17 protein-coding genes are annotated in these 17,332 nt (G+C 66.3%); 6 read left to right on the top strand and 11 right to left on the bottom strand.

Going from position 1 to position 17,332, the window contains the following annotated elements; all coding sequences use genetic code 11:
• Positions 1–5 precede the first annotated feature (5 nt).
• The 4 genes from kdpA to AC3EDY_RS10075 form a co-directional block, all read right to left on the bottom strand.
• Positions 6–1,709, bottom strand: coding sequence for a potassium-transporting ATPase subunit KdpA (kdpA, locus tag AC3EDY_RS10090; protein ID WP_488572525.1), 1,704 nt, complete (start codon positions 1,707–1,709; stop codon positions 6–8).
• A 12-nt stretch (positions 1,710–1,721) separates the two neighbouring features.
• Positions 1,722–1,811 carry a potassium-transporting ATPase subunit F gene (locus AC3EDY_RS10085; RefSeq protein WP_488572364.1) on the bottom strand — a complete coding sequence of 30 codons (90 nt, stop codon included), beginning with the start codon at positions 1,809–1,811 and terminating at the stop codon, positions 1,722–1,724.
• Between the two features lie 591 nt (positions 1,812–2,402).
• Positions 2,403–4,268 (bottom strand): DUF885 domain-containing protein, encoded by a 1,866-nt coding sequence (locus AC3EDY_RS10080; RefSeq protein ID WP_488572363.1) that lies wholly within the window; start codon positions 4,266–4,268, stop codon positions 2,403–2,405.
• Positions 4,259–4,924, bottom strand: coding sequence for a prolyl hydroxylase family protein (locus tag AC3EDY_RS10075; protein ID WP_488572362.1), 666 nt, complete (start codon positions 4,922–4,924; stop codon positions 4,259–4,261). Before AC3EDY_RS10075 ends, AC3EDY_RS10080 begins: the two co-directional genes overlap by 10 nt.
• Before the next feature lie 310 nt (positions 4,925–5,234).
• Here AC3EDY_RS10075 and AC3EDY_RS10070 point away from each other — a divergent pair, with 310 nt between their 5' ends.
• Positions 5,235–5,594: a winged helix DNA-binding protein gene (locus AC3EDY_RS10070; protein WP_488572361.1), complete on the top strand. Its 360-nt coding sequence runs from the start codon at positions 5,235–5,237 to the stop codon at positions 5,592–5,594.
• 95 nt (positions 5,595–5,689) lie between these two features.
• On the opposite strand, the gene AC3EDY_RS10065 is transcribed toward AC3EDY_RS10070, so the two are convergent.
• Positions 5,690–6,703, bottom strand: a complete 1,014-nt coding sequence (locus AC3EDY_RS10065) for an RcnB family protein (protein WP_488572360.1) — start codon at positions 6,701–6,703, stop codon at positions 5,690–5,692.
• 148 nt (positions 6,704–6,851) lie between these two features.
• Between AC3EDY_RS10065 and AC3EDY_RS10060 the strand changes: the two genes are divergently transcribed.
• Complete coding sequence (locus AC3EDY_RS10060; RefSeq protein ID WP_488572359.1) at positions 6,852–7,454, top strand: flavin-binding protein; 603 nt, start codon at positions 6,852–6,854, stop codon at positions 7,452–7,454.
• Positions 7,455–7,538: 84 nt separating this feature from the next.
• Here the strand turns inward: AC3EDY_RS10060 and ettA are convergent, their stop codons facing one another.
• Together ettA and AC3EDY_RS10050 are read right to left on the bottom strand one after the other, a co-directional pair.
• Positions 7,539–9,218, bottom strand: a complete 1,680-nt coding sequence (gene ettA, locus AC3EDY_RS10055; protein ID WP_488572358.1) for an energy-dependent translational throttle protein EttA — start codon at positions 9,216–9,218, stop codon at positions 7,539–7,541.
• A gap of 126 nt (positions 9,219–9,344) precedes the next feature.
• Entirely contained in the window at positions 9,345–10,433 is a 1,089-nt protein-coding gene (locus AC3EDY_RS10050) for a sensor histidine kinase (protein WP_488572357.1), read from the bottom strand.
• Positions 10,434–10,570: 137 nt separating this feature from the next.
• Between AC3EDY_RS10050 and AC3EDY_RS10045 the strand changes: the two genes are divergently transcribed.
• From AC3EDY_RS10045 to trxB, 4 genes are all read left to right on the top strand, one after another.
• Positions 10,571–11,794, top strand: coding sequence for a M20 metallopeptidase family protein (locus tag AC3EDY_RS10045; RefSeq protein WP_488572356.1), 1,224 nt, complete (start codon positions 10,571–10,573; stop codon positions 11,792–11,794).
• A gap of 103 nt (positions 11,795–11,897) precedes the next feature.
• Positions 11,898–13,109, top strand: coding sequence for a PAS domain-containing protein (locus AC3EDY_RS10040; protein ID WP_488572355.1), 1,212 nt, complete (start codon positions 11,898–11,900; stop codon positions 13,107–13,109).
• 11 nt (positions 13,110–13,120) lie between these two features.
• Positions 13,121–13,513 carry a response regulator gene (locus AC3EDY_RS10035; RefSeq protein ID WP_488572354.1) on the top strand — a complete coding sequence of 131 codons (393 nt, stop codon included), beginning with the start codon at positions 13,121–13,123 and terminating at the stop codon, positions 13,511–13,513.
• Positions 13,514–13,594: 81 nt separating this feature from the next.
• Positions 13,595–14,563 (top strand): thioredoxin-disulfide reductase, encoded by a 969-nt coding sequence (trxB, locus tag AC3EDY_RS10030; RefSeq protein WP_488572353.1) that lies wholly within the window; start codon positions 13,595–13,597, stop codon positions 14,561–14,563.
• 23 nt (positions 14,564–14,586) lie between these two features.
• Here trxB and AC3EDY_RS10025 read toward each other — a convergent pair whose 3' ends face one another.
• Genes AC3EDY_RS10025 through AC3EDY_RS10010 form a run of 4 tightly spaced genes read right to left on the bottom strand, consistent with a single transcriptional unit; the run spans position 14,587 to position 17,332 of the window.
• The gene (locus AC3EDY_RS10025; protein WP_488572352.1) at positions 14,587–15,366 is read right to left on the bottom strand and encodes a hydrolase 1, exosortase A system-associated; all 780 of its coding nucleotides are present in this window, start codon (positions 15,364–15,366) and stop codon (positions 14,587–14,589) included.
• Positions 15,363–16,052: a hypothetical protein gene (locus tag AC3EDY_RS10020; RefSeq protein WP_488572351.1), complete on the bottom strand. Its 690-nt coding sequence runs from the start codon at positions 16,050–16,052 to the stop codon at positions 15,363–15,365. The genes AC3EDY_RS10025 and AC3EDY_RS10020 overlap by 4 nt, the downstream gene beginning before the upstream one ends.
• Positions 16,045–16,320, bottom strand: coding sequence for an acyl carrier protein (locus AC3EDY_RS10015; protein WP_488572350.1), 276 nt, complete (start codon positions 16,318–16,320; stop codon positions 16,045–16,047). The genes AC3EDY_RS10020 and AC3EDY_RS10015 overlap by 8 nt, the downstream gene beginning before the upstream one ends.
• A 10-nt stretch (positions 16,321–16,330) precedes the next feature.
• Positions 16,331–17,332, bottom strand: coding sequence for a GNAT family N-acetyltransferase (locus AC3EDY_RS10010; RefSeq protein WP_488572349.1), 1,002 nt, complete (start codon positions 17,330–17,332; stop codon positions 16,331–16,333).

Here is a 17,332-nt window from a genome sequence, read left to right as displayed (position 1 = left end):
TTTCCTCAGAACAGCTGGCCCGAGATCGTGGCGAAGTGGTCCGCGACCGGGCCGAGCACGAGACTGGGCAGGAACGTCAGGCCGCCGACGATCAGGATGATGCCGACCAGAAGGCCGATCCACAGTGGTCCCGTCGTCGGAAACGAGCCGGCGGTTTCCGGCGTGTACCGCTTGCCGGCAAGGCTGCCGGCGATGGCCAGCGCAGGCACGATCATGAAAAACCGGCCGATCCACATCGCCACCGTCAGCAGGCCGTTGTACCAGGGCGTCCCCGCGGTAAGGCCGGCAAATGCCGAACCGTTGTTTCCCGTGCCGGAGGAGAAGGCATAGAGGATTTCGGTAAAGCCGTGCGGACCCTTGTTCAGGGGGCCTGCGAGGCCCGACGGCAGGACTGCACTCAGCGCGGTGAAGCCGAGAATGCACAAAGGCAGCACCGCGATTGCCAGTACGGCGAGCTTGACTTCGCGGGCTTCGATCTTCTTGCCGACGTACTCCGGCGTGCGGCCGACCATGAGGCCGGCAACGAAGACCGCCAGCATCGCGAACAGCAGGAAGCCGTAGATGCCTGCGCCGACGCCACCGACGACGATCTCGCCAAGCTGAATGTTGAATAGGGGAATAAGGCCGCCCAAAGCGGTGAAGCTGTCATGCATGGCGTTCACCGCGCCGCACGAGGCGGCAGTGGTCACCACCGCGAACAGGGCGCTGGCCGCAATGCCGAAGCGAACGTCCTTGCCTTCCATGTTGCCGCCGGCGACGCCGAGGTGATGCAGCACGGGGTTGCCCGCCGCCTCCTGCCAGTAGGTGATGCCTGCGCCGGCAAGAAAGAGGACCATCATGGCCGCGAGAATCGCCCAGCCCTGGCGGGTGTTGCCGACAGCCTTGCCGAAACACCAGGTGAGGCCCGACCCGATCGCGAAGATCGACAGCATCTGGACCAGGTTGGTGAGCGCGGTAGGGTTCTCGAACGGATGCGCGCTGTTGGCATTGAAGAAGCCGCCTCCGTTGGTGCCGAGCATCTTGATCGCTTCCTGGCTCGCCACGGGGCCGAGCACCAGCGTCTGTCTGACACCCTCGAGCGTGGTCAGATCGATGCTGGATGCAAGGGTCTGCGGCACGCCGCTCGCCGTAAGGAACAAGGCATAGACCACGCAGGCGGGAAGCAGCAGATAGAGCGTGATGCGGGTGCAGTCCGCCCAGAAATTCCCGATCGTGGCAGCTTCACGCCGGGCAAAGCCGCGAAACAGCGCGAAGGCAATGGCGATGCCGGTTGCGGCAGACAGGAAATTGTGAATGGCAAGCGCCATCATCTGGCTGAAGTTGCTGAGCGTGCTTTCGCCGGCATACCATTGCCAGTTGGTGTTGGTGACGAAGGCGACGGCCGTGTTCATCGCGCCATCGCTGCTCAGACCGGTCAGCCCGCGTGGATTGAGCGGCAATACCGCCTGCAGCCGCAGCAGCGCATAGGTGAGCACCGTCAGAACGAGCTGGAAAAGCAGCATGTGCAAGGCATAACCGCGCCACGTCTGTTCGGCGTCGGGCCTTATGCCGGCAAGGCGGTAGAAGCCGCGCTCTACCGGGCCAAGCATGCGATGCGCAAACGTCGCTCGTCCTTCGTAAAGGGCAAACAGGTAGCTGCCGACCGGTTTTGCCAGGGCAACGGTCACAGCAGTGAAGAGAACGATCAGGGTCCAGCCTGCGATGGTCATCATGAAAGTCCTTCAGAACCGCTCCGGCCGCATGAGAACGACGAGAAGGTAGACAAGCAGAAGCGCGCCGGTCAGGCCGGCGAGTGCCAGGGACAGCGTCATCAAAGTCTCCTCAGGCTTTCTCACAAAGGCGAACGAAAGCCAGGGTTACGAGAAACAGCGCACCCAGCAGGGCTAGCCACAAGAGGTCGGGCATCATGGCGTCCTTCAGTGCCGGAAGCTGCGGGGAGGGATGGGTTCGTGGCGCAACAGGCCAGCGCCTTCGAGCGTGAGGGCAAGGCCGCACGCAAGAAGGACGACGCTTGCCAGACAGACAAGGAACGCCACAGCGCTGACCGGATGCGGGCGCGGCGTTGCTATCAGAACGTGCACCAGCAGTGCGAGCTTCGTGCATAGCCCAAGAAGCACAAAGCCAAGGGTTCGGCAGGCGAAGCCCGCCACCCAGGGGTGTCTCTTCAGGCCGAACCGATCAGGGTACCACGACATGGGGGGGCTCCAGCACGACAATTGCTGGAGTTCAGGTGCGACAGCTTGGCATAAAGATTCCATGGGGAAGCCGAGCTTGCCCATAAAGTTTATGTAAAATCGAGGTGGAACCCGACGGGCCGCGCGCGCGATTGATGCGACTTGAAATGCGCCATCGAAACGCGAAGGGACCGTGATCTGCGTTTCCGAAGTCGCCCTCTGCGCCCACTACCGCGCCGTCTGTTCCGCGATCCAGCCGTGCACCTTGGCGTCCAGCACCGGCAGGGGCAGCGCGCCGCTGCCCAGCACCTGGGCATGGAACGCGCGCAGATCGAAGCGCGGGCCGAGGCGGGTTTGCGCTTCGTCGCGCAGGCGCTGGATAGTCAGGGCGCCGATCTTGTAAGCCACCGCCTGGCCGGGATCGGCGATGTAGCGATCCACTTCGGCCTGGGCGTCGCTGCGCCCCATGCCCGAATTGGACAGCATATAGTCCAGCGCCTGCGCGCGGGTCCACCCCTGGCTATGCAGGCCGGTATCGACCACCAGACGCATCGCGCGCAGCATCTCGTCGTCCAGCGTGCCCCAATGCTGCATCGGATCGGCATAGATGCCCATGGGATAGCCCAGCGTTTCGGCATAGAGGGCCCAGCCTTCCACATAGGCGGTGTTGCCGCCATAACGCTGGAAATCGGGCAGGCTCGCATTCTCCTGGGCCAGGCTGATCTGGAAATGATGCCCCGGGGCGCCTTCGTGCAGATAGAGCGTGGCAACGCCGGTCAGGAACCGGCTTTTGAGATCGAACGTGTTGAAATAGAAAACGCCGGGCCGCGTTCCGTCGGCCGTGCCGGGGCTGTAGCTGCCGCCTGCCTCGAACCGCGCGCGATAGGCCGGGTGCGGCACGATCGTCAGCGGCGTCCGCGGTAGGGAAACGAAGAAGCGCGGGGCCTGTGCCGATACGATTTGCGCGACCTGCCGATAACCGGCGGCAAGGTCTTCGGCCGTGCGCGGGTGATAGCGCGGGTCGATCCGGAGCGTGTCGAAGAACGTGCGCAACGGGCCGGCGAAGCCCAGCCGGGTTTTGACCGCCTCCATGTCTCGCTGGATGCGCGCCACTTCCGACAGGCCCAGCGCATGGACGTGCGCGGGATCGAGATCGAGCGTGGTGTGATGACGCAGCAGCGCGCGATAGAGCGCCGTGCCGCCCGGCAGCGCGCCGAGCCCCACGCTGGTGCGGGCGGCGGGCAGATATTCGTTGGCCAGGAACGCGCGCAGGGCGCGATAGGCGGGATAGACCGCTTCCACCGTGGCGGCACGATATTCGGCGCGCAGGCGGCTGCGCGCCAGCAGGGCGGATTTGCGCGCGAGGCGGCTGGCCGGCGCCGTGTCGCCCGGCTGTTCGGCCGGGCTCATGAACAACGATCGTTCGGGTGGCCGGGCCAGCAGCGCGTCGATCTGCCGGATCAGCGTTTCGACAACCGGGCGGGGGCTGGTGATGCCACGCGCCAGGCCCCGACGATAACCGGCCATGGCCTGGGCAAAGACATGCGGCAGGGCGCGGTCGCGCGCCAGGTTGGCGGCATGATCGGCCGCGGTTTCCAGAGGGGCAGGGCCACCTGCCGAGGCGAGGCCGGGATATTCGACCTGCAGGCCGCCCACCGGATTGAGCGGCATCATCGCCAGCATGTCTGCCACCGCCGGCGACAGCATCGTGCTTTCGTCGTCGAGAAGCGCCGCATAGGCCTGGGCAGAGATACGATGCGGCGCGTCAAGCGCGCGGCGATCGATCCGCGCCAGCGCGTCGCGCGCCGCGGCGTTGCGCTGGCGCTGCATGGTCAACAGCGCCGGATCGAGAACCAGGCGGAACTGGCTGCCGCTCACTGGCTCGCCCCGTTCCAGGGCATCGATCGGGTCGAGCGCGCGGCGCGCGGCATCGTCTTGCGCCAGCAGCGTGTCGAGCATGGCATTCGCGGCCGGCGAAGCCTCTTGCGCGCGTGCCGGAGACGGCTCGACGGCGTCGGCCCTGGCAAGGGCCGGGGTGGCAAGCAGTGCAAGGCAAAGCAGACAGGCCAGGCGTACCGCCGCTGTCAATTCCATGGGCGTGACCGATACCACTTGGTCAATACATACTTCACGCCCGCGATTACCGGGCGGCCGGCATGCAGGCTGTTGGGATTGGGCCGGCCCTCGGCCGTCATGTTGTTCCAGATCAGCAGGGCGCCCTGCTGCGGCGGAACGGACAGGTGCACTTTCGGGAAATCGGTGGAGCCGCCGTCGTCGACCGCGTTGAGATAGGCCATCGCCGTCCAGCTGCGCTGGCCGCCGTTGCGCATTTCCTCGGCCCACATCGGGTCGGAAGGGCGGAAATGATCGAAATGCGCCTTGAACTCCTGGCCCGGCTGGTAACGCTGGCCCTGAATGGTTTCGCCAAAGCGGGGATCGATGCCCACCAGATCGTCTATCCGCCGTTGCAGCATACGGATGAAGGGATCGCGGGGATCGACGTCGCCGCTATAGCTCGTGCGGCCGCCGTCGTTGCTGTAACTGTCCGATGGCCGCGCCACCGCGTCGACCACGCCGATCAGCCGTTCGCATTCCGCGCGGGTGAAGAATTCGCCTACGGCATAGATTTCCAACCCTTCGACGGGGATGCGGTAAGCGGCCGGATCGGCATCGAGTCGCGTGCGGACCTGGTTGCCGATGCGTTTGAGATCGGCAACGTCGGGATCACGGTCGGAACGGAACAAAACCATAGTCTGATCGTCATGAAGCAAGGCCCCGGACGCGGCAAGCCGTCATCGGGCAGGCGCGCCGGTCGCAGCAGAAGTTTCATCATCCGGGTTTTAGTCCACTTCGGACTGAAATCATTGATAATTCTTGCGAAATAATGTCGATAAGGGGGCATTGCGAGATATAGTTAATTCGAAAACGTTTCGCGGATCGGACCAGAGGCGGAAATGCCAGGCCCTGCGAACGTCACGGTATTCGAATTGCCCTGTTTCTCTTACGCTGGCGCGCCCGTTCGACAGCAATGCCGTTTCTGAACTGGGAGATCGCGTTCCCTTGGATGCCGTATTCGATGTCGAGGCGGAAGCTTTCCGCATTGCCAAGGCCCTCTACGCGCTGCGCCGCCGTCGCGACAGCGCAACGCCCATCAGGGGATTGTTCGGAGAGCCGGCATGGGACATTCTGCTCGACCTGTTCATTGCCTACAAACAGGGCGTGGACCTGCAGGTTTCCAGCGTCTGTCTGGAAGCGGGCGTTCCTTCCACCACGATCCTGCGCTGGATTGCGCGGCTCGAAAGCGAGGGCGTGCTTTATCGCCAGGCCGACAGCGGCGATCTGCGCCGTCGCTACGTCAGGCTGACGGCAGACGGCGTCGCCATGATGCGCAAGATTCTGGTCGCCATCGGCGCGATTTGATTTTTGCACAAACGCGGTGCGCCGCCGGCTTGGGCGCGCGCACCGTGTTTGTCGGGGGGGGGCGGCCAACCCGGACGGGGTCAGCCCGCCGCGTCTTACCAGAAGAAATTGTAGATAACGTCGACGACCTGGCCGGTGTAAGTATCCACGAGCACGACGTCGTTGAAATAACGCACCCACTGGAACGGGGGATAGGCCGGCGGCAAGCGGTAGGCCCAGGGATCGGTGATCCAGAACTGCTGGGCAAAGAACGGCACGCCAAGATAGAGGCCAGCGCTCAGGCGGTTGTAGCCAAAGCCCGGTATGGGCGGAAAGTACCCGGGGCCACGGAACAGATCGCGATGACCCGCACGCCACCCGCGCCAGTCGAACCTGGGATCCTGGCGCCAGTCGTTGCGCCAGCCGCCGCGGTTGTCGCCCCATCCGGGGCGGCCGCCCCAGCCATTATTGCCCCAGCCCGGCCGGCCAGGGCCGCGGTTATCGCCCCAGCCTGGCTGACCAGGGCCGCGGTTGCCGTTCCAGCCGGGTTGGCCGGGGCCGCGGTTACCATTCCAGCCTGGCTGACCAGGGCCACGGTTATCGCTCCAGCCGGGTTGGCCGGGGCCGCGGTTGCCGTTCCAGCCGGGTTGGCCGGGGCCGCGATTACCATTCCAGCCGGGCTGGCCAGGACCCCGGTTGTCACCCCAGCCGGGCTGGCCGGGGCCGCGGTTGCCGTTCCAGCCGGGTTGGCCGGGACCACGGTTGTCACCCCAGCCGGGCTGGCCGGGGCCACGGTTCCATCCTGGCTGACCCGGCCCGCCATTGCCATTCCAACCCGGTTGCCACGGGCCGCGATTGCCGCCCTGCCAGCCAGGTTGCGGTCCGCGCGGGGCGGGGATCTGCGCCTGGGGCGGGGGGGCGACCGGGCGCGCCTGCCCGCCGCCGGGAAAGCCGCCGCCGCGCGGCTGGCCACCACCAGGGAAGCCACCCCCCCGGTTTTCACCACGGTTTTCGCCGCCACGCCGTTCGCCCCGCTCCTGTGCAAAAGCACCTGACGGCAGCGCGGTGGCCAGGGTCGTGACGGCCAGCGCCACGCCGATCGTCGATTTCCATTTGCTGATGGCGGCCATGGCCGTCTCCTCGCGTCCAAAGGGGTCTCAAAAAAATCGCGGCGACAGCGTGAGATTTACCATCGCATGCACATATTTCTAAATGTTGTCCGCTGTCGCGTCGCTGAACCGGGTTGATAGCCCGATGTTCATCTTGATACCCTGGCCCATGCCGTATCAATCCGATGTCGAGGACAGCCTCCAACACGTGCTCGCCGATGCCCAGGCGCGGCTGGCAGCGGCGGTTACCGATCGCCAGGCCGCGATGCATTGCCCGGTGATCGGCACGCCTGATGGGGAAATGCGCATCATGGTGCTGCGAGCCGTTTCGCCGGGGCTGGCTGCCGTGCGGTTTCACACCGATGCCCGCAGCCCGAAAGTGGCCACGATCGCGGCCCACGGCCGTGCCGGCGTGCTGGCTTATGACCCGCAGGCACGGGTGCAGTTGCGCCTCGCCGGGCGGGCGCGAATCGCGCGTACCGGGCCGGTGCCCGATGCGGCATGGGAGGCGGCCGCCCCGTTCAGCCGCCGCTGCTACCTGGCCCAGGCCGGGCCGGGAGCACCCCTTGCCGGCCCCGGCAGCGCGCTACCGGACGATCTGCTGGGCCGCCGCCCGACCCTGGCCGAGACCGAGGCAGGGCGCGATGCTTTCGCGGTCCTGCTGATCGAGCCGGAAACGCTCGACTGGCTGAGGCTCGATGCCCAAGGCGGGCGCCGGGCCCGTTTCGTGCGCAGGGCGCAGGGTTGGGAAGGGGGTTGGGTAGCGCCCTGACGCCCTGATATTCTGACGGTCGCGCCGGCCTCGTTCCGATCCAGTCCTCACCCCCTTCCGTTCGGAAAGGGGTGGGGTTGCTACTCAGCGCGTCAGCTTCTTGTATGCCAGGCGCGTAGGCCGGTCGGCCGCATCGCCCAGGCGCCGGCGCTTGTCTTCCTCGTACATGGCAAAGTTGCCTTCGAACCATTCGACGTGGCTGTTGCCTTCGAAAGCCAGGATGTGGGTCGCCAGGCGATCAAGGAAGAAACGGTCGTGGCTGATCACCACGGCGCAGCCGGCGAAGTTTTCGATGGCTTCCTCGAGCGCGGCCAGCGTTTCGACGTCGAGGTCGTTGGTCGGCTCGTCAAGCAGCAGAACGTTGCCGCCGGTTTTCAGCATCTTGGCCATGTGCACGCGGTTGCGTTCGCCGCCCGAAAGCTTGCCGACGTTCTTCTGCTGATCCTGGCCCTTGAAATTGAAAGCGCCGACGTAGGCCCGGGTCGAGGTGTCGAACCCGTTGACTTTCATATAGTCCAGCCCGTCGGAAATTTCCTGCCACACGTTCTTGCTCGGGTCCAGGTGATCGCGGCTCTGGTCGACATAGCCCAGGCGCACGGTGGAGCCGATCTCGATCTCCCCGCTATCAGGCTGTTCCTGGCCGGTGATCAGCTTGAACAGCGTGGATTTGCCCGCGCCGTTGGGGCCGATCACGCCCACGATGCCTCCCGGGGGCAGCATGAACGAGAGGTTTTCGAACAACAGCTTGTCGCCATAGGCCTTGGAGATGTTCTTGGCCTCGATCACTTTGCCGCCCAGCCGCTCGGGCACCTGGATCACGATCTGCGCTTTGCCGGGCGAGCGGTTTTCCTGGCCGGCAACCAGTTCCTCGAACCGCTTGATGCGCGATTTCGACTTGGTCTGGCGGCCCTTGGTGCCGGCCCGGATCCATTCGAGTTCGTCGTTGATCGCCTTCTGGCGGCCGGTGGCCTCGCGGTCCTCCTGCTCCAGGCGCTTGGCTTTCTTTTCCAGATAGGTGGAATAGTTGCCTTCGTAAGGGAAGTACTTGCCGCGATCGAGTTCGAGAATCCAGCCCACGACGTTGTCGAGGAAATAGCGGTCGTGGGTGATCATCAGCACCGCGCCGGCATATTCCTTGAGATGGTTTTCGAGCCATTCGACGCTTTCGGCGTCGAGGTGGTTGGTCGGTTCGTCGAGCAGCAGGATCGACGGCTTCTGGATCAGCAGGCGGGTCAACGCGATACGGCGCTTTTCACCGCCCGAGAGGCTTTCGACCGACCAGTCGCCGGGCGGGCAGCGCAGTGCTTCCATGGCGATTTCCAGCTGGTTGTCCAGAGTCCAGCCGTCGACCGCGTCGATCTTGCCCTGCAGTTCGCCCATTTCCTCCATCAGCGCGTCGAAATCCGCATCTTCGGGCGGATCGGCCATGATGTTGGAAATTTCGTTGAACCGGTCCACCAGGTCGGCCACTTCGCGGGCGCCGTCCTTGACGTTTTCCAGCACCGTCTTGGTCGGGTCGAGCTGCGGCTCCTGCGGCAGATAGCCGACGGTGATGTTTTCCCCCGGCCAGGCTTCGCCCGTGAAGTCCTTGTCGATGCCGCCCATGATCTTCATCAGCGTGGACTTGCCCGCGCCGTTGGGGCCGACGATACCGATCTTGGCGCCCTGATAGAATTGCAGATTGATGTTGTTGAGCACCGGCTTTTGCGCGCCGGGGAAAGTTTTCGTCATGTTCTTCATGACGTAGGCGTATTGGGCGGCCATCTGTGGGTCCTTGCGCGAGACGGAACGTTTGGCAAAACAGCGAAAATCGCCCGCGCTCTACAAGGCGCGGATGGCTTCGGCAAGCGGCTGGGCGGCGCCTTCGGGGTGCTGCGATGCGCAGCCGGGTCAGGCCGGCAGATCGATCCGTGCGGGAAACAGCACCGTCGTGATCACGCCGGCCCGGCGGCGCTGGTGACCCAAGCTTTCGACATGGGCGTTGCGCGTGCGGTGGCTGCCGCCAAGCTGGGAAACCAGCCCGGCGATAATGGCCGTGCCAAGCCCGCGCCGCACCCGGGGCGCAGTGGCGCCCGGTTCGTCGGCGGGCAGCGGTGCAGGCAGGCCGCGGCCGTTGTCGGCTACCGTCAGGCACAGCATGTCGCTTTCCGTGCGTTCCAGGCGCACTTCGATCCGGCCCGGCTCGCCCGGGGCGAAGGCATGCTTGAAACTGTTGGCCAGCAGTTCGGTCAGCAACAGCACCAGCGTCAGCAGGCGCCCGACTTCCAGGCGTATGTCGTCCACCACCAGCCTGACATCGACTTTGTCGGAACCCGCCATGGCCCGCGTCTGGTCCACGGCGTGTTCCAGAATCTCGGCCAGCGGCTTGTTCTGCGCCGCCGGATCGTAAAGCTGGCGATGGACGCGGCCCATCATTTCGATGCGCTGGTCGGCGCGGTCTATCAGCTGCAGGGCCAGTGCCGGATTGCGTTCGATCTGGCGCCGCTGCAGCCGCAGCATCGAGGCGATCGAGGCCAGGTTGTTGGCCACGCGGTGCTGCAATTCCTTGAACAGCAATGCTTGGTGGTCGGCCATTTCGGCCAGGCGCGCTTCGTTTTCCTCAAGCTGGCGCTGGCGGCGAACGAGGCCGTCGATCAGGACGACATCGACCGCCACCACGCCGGCATAGAACAGCGTCGCGGTGGCCACCTGAGCGTTGAAGGCCAGGCTGAAAACGGGCGGCACGAAGAAATACCATGCGGCAAACCCGCTCAATATGCCGCAGACGATGCCCGGCCCGCGGCCGGCCATGAACGTTGCCACGATCACCGCGGGGAAAAACGTGAGATAGGGAAAGCCCGGGGGAAAAAGCGCATCGGTGGCGAGGCGTAACACTAGCGCGACGGCAAAGAGGCCGATGCCGATCGCATAACGCGTGGCCGCGCCACGCGTCTGCAGGCCCCGGACGGACCAGAATTGGGGGCGGCGCGACAGCGTCATTCACCGTCACGTTGCCTCATAGTGCTTGCCAGCGCAATCGCTTCTGCGCGATGATGCCGGCGTTGCCGGCAAGCAGCCGGTCCCGCGCCCGCGCATCACCGGCGCGGCACCGGCGCGTCGCAAAGGGGAGATCGGCTTTGCTCGATGGCGTTAACGAGGCAGCACAGACACTTTTGCCGCAGATCGTGACGCTGCGCCGGGCCATCCATGCAGAGCCGGAGCTGGGCCTGCACAACCCCGCCACGCGCGACAAGATACGTGCCGCCCTGGCGCATCTGCCGCTGGAATGGGCGCAGGGCCCGTCGACCACCGGGCTTGTCGCCACGTTGCGGGGCGGGGCCGTTGCCGCCGGCGCGCCGCGCCGCTGCGTGCTGCTGCGCGGCGATACCGATGCCTTGCCGATGACCGAGGAAACCGGCCTCGATTTCGCCTCCACCATAGCCGGCGCGATGCACGCCTGCGGACACGATACCCACGTGGCGATGCTGGCCGGCGCGGTGCAGCTTCTGGCGGCGCGCGCCGCCAGCCTGCCGGGCGACGTGCGCTTCATGTTCCAGCCGGGCGAGGAAGGGTACCACGGCGCCCGCTTCATGATCGACGATGGCTTGCTCGACGATCCGCTGCCCCAGGCCGCTTTTGCCTTGCACGTCATGCCCAACCAGCCGCATGGCCAGGTGTCGGGCCGTGCCGGCGCCTTGATGGCTTCGGCCGACCAGTTCGAAATCATGGTGGAAGGGCGCGGCGGCCATGCCTCGATGCCGCATGACGCGCTCGATCCGGTACCCGTGGCCTGCGAGATCGTCGGCGCGATCCAGGCAATGGTTACCCGCAAGTTTTCCGTTGCCGATCCCGTGGTGGCCACGGTTGCGCGGATCGAGGCTGGCACGGCACACAACGTGATTGCCGATCGCGCCCGCCTGATCGGCACGCTGCGCACGCTCTCGACCCATAACCGGGCACGGCTGCGCGGGCTGCTCGAAACCTGTGCAACCCATGTCGCTGCTGCGCACGAAATGACCGCCAGGATCACGTTGCACCAGGGTTTTCCAGTGACGATCTGCGATCCGCGCGCGGTTGCTCTGGGAGAGGCGGTGGCCAACGACCTGGCGGGGCCGGCGCCGTTCGTCCGGCTGGACCATCCTATCATGGGCGCAGAAGATTTCTCCTATGTGCTTGAAAAGATTCCGGGCGCGATGTTCTTTCTGGGCGTGGCACGGCGCGATGCCGATTGGCGGCAGGCTTGCGGCATCCATTCCACGCGCATGGTGGTGGATGAAGCGGCGCTGCCGGTGGGCACGGCCGTGCTGGCCGGCTGTGCCATCCGGTTTCTGGTGCAGGGGTTCGACGGGCACGGCGGGTAAGACAAAAATTTTTCGCGGATCGGGAACCGACCCGAGCCACGGCGCATTTTCCGGCCATTGCAATGGCGCTTTGCCATGGGGTCAAAAGGTCGGGATTACACGTTTGTCCAATGACAGGGCAGATCAGGCACCAGGCAGCGCGGACGACGCCGTTTCCGCGCGAGAGCCCGACAGTGCCCGGCCCCAAGTCCGATATGGTGCACCCCGCTACAGTGCGGGTGGTGCCGGCCAGGCAGCGGGGCCGCAGCACGCCAGCCAGGCGGGCAGTGCCTATGACGATAGCACAGATCGCTTTCTTCGCAGCCACCCCGACGATGCGTTCGCCGGGGCTTCGGGCGTTCTGTTCGAACAGGCCATGGCACAGACCCGCATGGCGGTGTGTCTGTGCGACCCTCACACGCCCGATGCGCCGATCGTCTTCGTCAACCGTGCGTTCCGCTGGCTGACCGGCTACGAAGACAACGAGATCATCGGCCGCAATTGCCGCTTTCTGCAAGGCCCCGGCACTGATCGATCCGCCGTTGCCCGGATTCGCAAGGCCATTGCCAACCAGGACGTGGCCGTCGTCGAGCTGCTCAATTACCGCAAGGACGGCACGACGTTCTGGAACGCGCTGCATCTTGGCCCCATTTATGACCCCCAGGGCCGCCTGATCTATTACTTCGGCAGCCAGTGGGACGTTTCCGACGTGCGCGCCGCGCGCGCTGACGAGCGCCATGCCCGGGAACTGGCGCGCGAGCTTTCGCACCGGATGAAGAACATGTTTGCCGTGATCGGCGGCATCGTCAATTTCACCGGCCGCACGCATGGAATCGAAAGCGAAGCGCGCGAGATCAACGATCGCATCCAGGCTTTGGGCCGTGCCTACGAGACCACGCTTGACGAAGCGTCGAGCGGTTCGATCGAGGTGGGCCAGGCCATCCGCTCGGTGCTTTCGCCCTATGACCCGGATGGCCGCCGTTTCCGGTTCGAAGGCAATGGGCTGCGCAGCGATTTCTCCGCGGTTTCGGTGCTGGGCCTGTCGCTGCACGAGCTGGCCGTCAATGCGGCCAAGCATGGCGCACTCAGCAATGATGGCGGCAAAGTCACCGTGGTCTGGCACAAGAACGGCAACAACGATGCGCCGACCATCGTGATCGACTGGATCGAAGAAGGCGGGCCGGCCGTCGTGCCGCCCGATGGCGAGGCACAGGCACCCACCGGCAGTATCGTCGACCGCATGCTGCACATGGCGAGGGGCAACATCATGCGCGACTGGCACCCGGATGGATTGAGGGCAAGGTTGCGCGTTCCGCTGCGCGAGGATGCCGTATGATGAATGGCCATATGACCGACGGAATACGCTGCCCTTCGTCCGGCTGCCGGGTGCTGGTTCTCGATGACGAGCCGCTGATCCTGCTCGATCTTGAATTCGCGGTCGAAGATGCCGGTTGCGTGCCGGTGACCGCGCTGGAACTGGCCGAGGCGCTCACTATCGCCGAGCACGACGAGATCGTTGCCGCCATACTCGACGTTTCGCTGTCGCATGGGCAGACCTGCGCCCCGGTGGCCCGGGCTCTTGCCCAGCGCGGCGTGCCTTACGTGCTGCACACCGGCGATCTTGACCGGATGGACGAAGCCGTGCGCAGGCTGGGCGGCGTGCTGGTGCCAAAGCCGACCCCGGCCGCCGTGGTCGTCAGCCGCGCCCTCGAAGGGGTGGTACAGCGCCAGCAGGCGTGAACTTGCCCGCCGGGAAGTTTTCCTTGGGCTGGCGTTTTGCCGGCCCAACGCCTATTTCGCCCGCCATCGGAAGGAGTTTCCATGGCGACGCACAAGACCCGCATGCTTATCATCGGTTCCGGCCCGGCCGGATTGACCGCCGCGATCTATGGCGCGCGCGCCGGGATGGAGCCGATCGTGGTGCAGGGCCTGCAGCCTGGCGGACAATTGACGATCACCACCGATGTCGAAAACTATCCCGGCTTCCGCGACGTGATCCAGGGGCCTTGGCTGATGCAGGAAATGCAGGCACAGGCCGAACATGTCGGCACGCGGATGATCTGGGATACGATCACCGATATCGATCTGGCCGGTCCGCCGTTCCGCGCCACGGGCGATGGCGGCGATGTCTATGAAGGCGATACCCTGGTGATCGCCACGGGCGCGCAGGCCAAGTGGCTGGGCGTGCCGGGCGAGCAGCTGCTTTCCGGCAAGGGCGTTTCGGCCTGCGCCACATGCGACGGCTTTTTCTATCGCGGCAAGAACGTGGTGGTGATCGGCGGCGGCAACACCGCCGTGGAAGAAGCGCTTTACCTGACGAACCACGCCGAGCACGTGACCTTGATCCACCGCCGCGACAGCTTGCGCGCCGAACGCATCCTGCAACAGCGCCTGCATGCGCATCCCAAGATCGGCGTCTTGTGGAACAAGGCCGTGGCTGCTTTTGCCGGCGATCCCCTGGCTGGCGGGCTCAAGGCGGTGGAACTGGTCGATACCGTAACCGGCCAGGGCAGCCGCGTGGAAACCGACGGCGCTTTCGTTGCCATCGGCCACGCCCCCGCCACCGGTCTTTTCGCCGGCAAGCTGGAACTGGACGAAAACGGCTATATCGTGGTGCAGCCCGGCACGCCCAAGACCGCCATTCCTGGCGTGTTCGCCTGCGGCGACGTGATGGATCACACCTATCGCCAGGCGGTAACGGCGGCAGGGACCGGCTGCATGGCTGCGCTCGACGCCGAACGTTTCGTCGCCGAACGGGATTTCGCCACCGCGCAACTCGCCCGGGCTTGAGCCTGCGCACGGCGCGCAAGGGTTCAGTCCAGCGCCAGCAAAACCTGCTCTACCAGCCATTCGCGCGCATCGGCAAACGAATGACTGGCGCTGGGATGGCCGATCACCCGGCTGTCCACGCCCCAGTGGCTGCGGAAAAGCTGCGCGATACGATCGCCCTCTGCCAGCAGGATCGTGACTTTGCCGGCATGGCTGGCAATCCCGCGGCGCATCTCTTCCGCCAGGGCCGACGATGCCTGTGGCGCGGCGGCGGTGCGCAATCCGCCAGCGAGCTGGCCCAGCGCCACCCGCCCCGCCAGCAGCCGCAACCATTGGCGCGGGTCGGCCAGGCGGCGCAGGTAATGGCGGCGCAGCGCGGCGGCGGAATGGACCGCCATCGTTCCATTATCGCCATCCACCGTCCAGGGATTGGCCAGAACCAGCCCGTCGAGCCCCGGCAGCGCCCCGGCATGGAGCATCAGCGCGCTGGCGGCGTCGCAATTGCCCATTGCGATCACGCGCTTTACCGGCGGCGCCGCGCTACGAAAGGCAGATAGCGCGGCGGCGATATCGGGCGCGGCATGGCGAAAGCCGCGGTTTTCGCCTCCGCTATCGCCCACGCCGCGCCGGTCGAAGCGGAACGCCGGCACCCCCTGGCGGGCCAGTGCCGCCGAAAGCCAGGCCTGGCCGCCCCAGGCCCCGCTGCGGATCTCGTTGCCCCCCGAAACGATCAGCACTCCGGTGGCACCACTGGCCTGCCCCATATCCAGCGTGCCGAACAGCGTTTGATTCCCGCACGCAAAAGTGACGATCTCGCGGTTCATGCGCCGCTCTCGGCCAGAATGCGTGCGGCAAGGGCCGCGGCCAGTGCCGGCGCCGGCGCAGGTTCCTGCCGCAGCCAGGGTGCCGGCCCCGGCACGTCGAGATCCGCAAAGGCCACCACGCGCTGCCCTTCGGCCTGGCTGCGTGCGCCCTGCAACCCGGCGATCAGTGCCGCACCGCACGGATAACCGGCCAGAATCAGGCCATGATCGCGCCCGCGTTCGAGCAACGCGGCGCTGGACGTGCTTTCGCCGCGCGCCCGCGCGGCGAGGGTCGCGGCGCGCAGCAAGGGTTTCAGAACGGCATCGCCGTCGAGCGGCTCCAACGCCCATCCCGGCAGCCCGGGCGGCGCGACCAAGGCCCCGCCGCGCAAGGCCAGCACATGGCTGGCGGCAAAATGGCGCGCCGCCGCGGCCATGGCCGCGCGCCAGGCGTTGAGGCTCTGCGCGGCGAAGTCCTGCACGCTTTCGCCGCAGCCGGGCAGATCGGGCAGGAACGCGGCGACGCTCGCCGCCGCAAGCTGGCGCATCGTTTGGGCAAGCAAGGCGCGGGTGCGGTTCATTTCGTCGAACAGCGGCGGCAGGACAAGGATGCGCCGATCCGCCTGGCCCTCGCCCGCCAAGGCCCATTCGCCGTCCGCCCCGCCCCCGGGGCAGGGCCAGCGCAATGGCCGCAAGACGTCAGCCATCGCCCCGCTTGCGGGCCACGAAGGCCAAAAGCGCTCCATAGGTTTCCAGCAGGCTGCCTTCGATCTCGTCGTCTTCGAGAATGATGCCGAAGCGATCCTCCAGCGCGGTAAGCAACCCGGCGACGGCCATCGAATCCAGTTCGGGCAGGGCGCCGAACAGCGGGGTCCGGGCGGTGAACGCGGCGGCGCGGGCCGGGGCCAGTCCCAGCACATCGGCGATCAGCGCGCGCAGTTCGGCGTCGAGCGAAGCGGGGATCGATGCGGGCATTTCCGGCGCCTTAACCATCGTTGCCAGGCGGGGCAAGCAGGGTTCGCCCCACAGCCCGGCGCGCCAGGCCGCGCAGCAGCCCGGGCCAGTGCCGCCACGCGGCGCGGTGATGCGCGCGCAGCCGCCAGCGCGTGTATGCCTCGTCCATCCAGTCTGCCTTGTAGGGATCGTCGCCTGTGCCGAAATCGATCGCGGTCACGCCGTCCCGGTCGATCGCATGGGCAAATAGCGCGGCCGAAAGCAGCGTGCCGGGCGACGCCGCCTGCGCATCCTGCCGGTGGGCCAGCTTGTGGATGAAAGCCGTGCCGCTCTCGATGCTCCACACTTGCGCGGCAACGGGCGCGCCATCGATCGTGGCCAGGCCCAGCCGCAAGGCGCCCGCCGCGCTTTCGGCTTGGGCGAAAGCGCGCAGAAAGGCTGGATCGCCCTCGGCCGGTTTCCAGCTTGCGGCATAGACGGCTTCATAGGCGGCCCAGTCCGCCGGATCGAACGCGGTGGCAATGCGGCACTGCACCGCGCCGCGCGCGCTTTTGCGTCGCACCGTGGCACGCAAGGCGCCGGGGCGGGCGGCCCACCAGGCGGCAAAATCCTTGCCATCGAGCGTCACATGGCGGTTGACATGGGCTGGCTCCACCGTCGCCACCCATCCCGCCGCGCGCAGGGCATGCGCCATCCAGCCCGCTTCGCGCGCGGGCAAGGGCGCGAAATCGAGCACGCCCCACGGCGCCAGGGCTTGCCCCAGCGCGGCCAGCAGCGTGCCGGCCCGATCAGGCGCGTCGGTCAGCGGGCGCGCCCAGAAGCTGTACCAGTTGGCGAGCGCCGAAAGGCCGTGGGGCGTGGCGACGAGCGGAAGCGCCAGCAGCGCGCCATCGTCGGCCTCGGCCACGGCCAGAAAGGCACGCTGCCCGGCAAAGGCGTGGCGTGCCAGCCGGGCAAACCAGTCGAGGCGATCGAACGGCCCGGCCGCCCGGCCGCGCGCCAGCAACGCGGCCAGGCGCGGATATTCTTGCAC

The sequence above is a fragment of the Novosphingobium sp. DS6-6 genome, assembly GCF_057784975.1.
The sequence above is the reverse complement of the archived record's forward strand: the minus strand, read 5'-3'. Positions and strand labels throughout refer to the sequence as shown.

Bases quoted from the DNA above. Each gene is read 5' to 3' on its own strand.
- kdpA (WP_488572525.1), bottom strand. From the start codon at position 1,709: ATGACCATCGCAGGCTGGACCCTGATCGTTCTCTTCACTGCTGTGACC.
- AC3EDY_RS10075 (WP_488572362.1), bottom strand. From the start codon at position 4,924: ATGGTTTTGTTCCGTTCCGACCGTGATCCCGACGTTGCCGATCTCAAA.
- trxB (WP_488572353.1), top strand. From the start codon at position 13,595: ATGGCGACGCACAAGACCCGCATGCTTATCATCGGTTCCGGCCCGGCC.
- ettA (WP_488572358.1), bottom strand. From the start codon at position 9,218: ATGGCCGCCCAATACGCCTACGTCATGAAGAACATGACGAAAACTTTC.
- AC3EDY_RS10080 (WP_488572363.1), bottom strand. From the start codon at position 4,268: ATGGAATTGACAGCGGCGGTACGCCTGGCCTGTCTGCTTTGCCTTGCA.
- AC3EDY_RS10050 (WP_488572357.1), bottom strand. From the start codon at position 10,433: ATGACGCTGTCGCGCCGCCCCCAATTCTGGTCCGTCCGGGGCCTGCAG.
- AC3EDY_RS10020 (WP_488572351.1), bottom strand. From the start codon at position 16,052: ATGGCTGACGTCTTGCGGCCATTGCGCTGGCCCTGCCCCGGGGGCGGG.
- AC3EDY_RS10025 (WP_488572352.1), bottom strand. From the start codon at position 15,366: ATGAACCGCGAGATCGTCACTTTTGCGTGCGGGAATCAAACGCTGTTC.
- AC3EDY_RS10065 (WP_488572360.1), bottom strand. From the start codon at position 6,703: ATGGCCGCCATCAGCAAATGGAAATCGACGATCGGCGTGGCGCTGGCC.
- AC3EDY_RS10060 (WP_488572359.1), top strand. From the start codon at position 6,852: ATGCCGTATCAATCCGATGTCGAGGACAGCCTCCAACACGTGCTCGCC.
- AC3EDY_RS10085 (WP_488572364.1), bottom strand. From the start codon at position 1,811: ATGACGCTGTCCCTGGCACTCGCCGGCCTGACCGGCGCGCTTCTGCTT.
- AC3EDY_RS10035 (WP_488572354.1), top strand. From the start codon at position 13,121: ATGACCGACGGAATACGCTGCCCTTCGTCCGGCTGCCGGGTGCTGGTT.
- AC3EDY_RS10015 (WP_488572350.1), bottom strand. From the start codon at position 16,320: ATGCCCGCATCGATCCCCGCTTCGCTCGACGCCGAACTGCGCGCGCTG.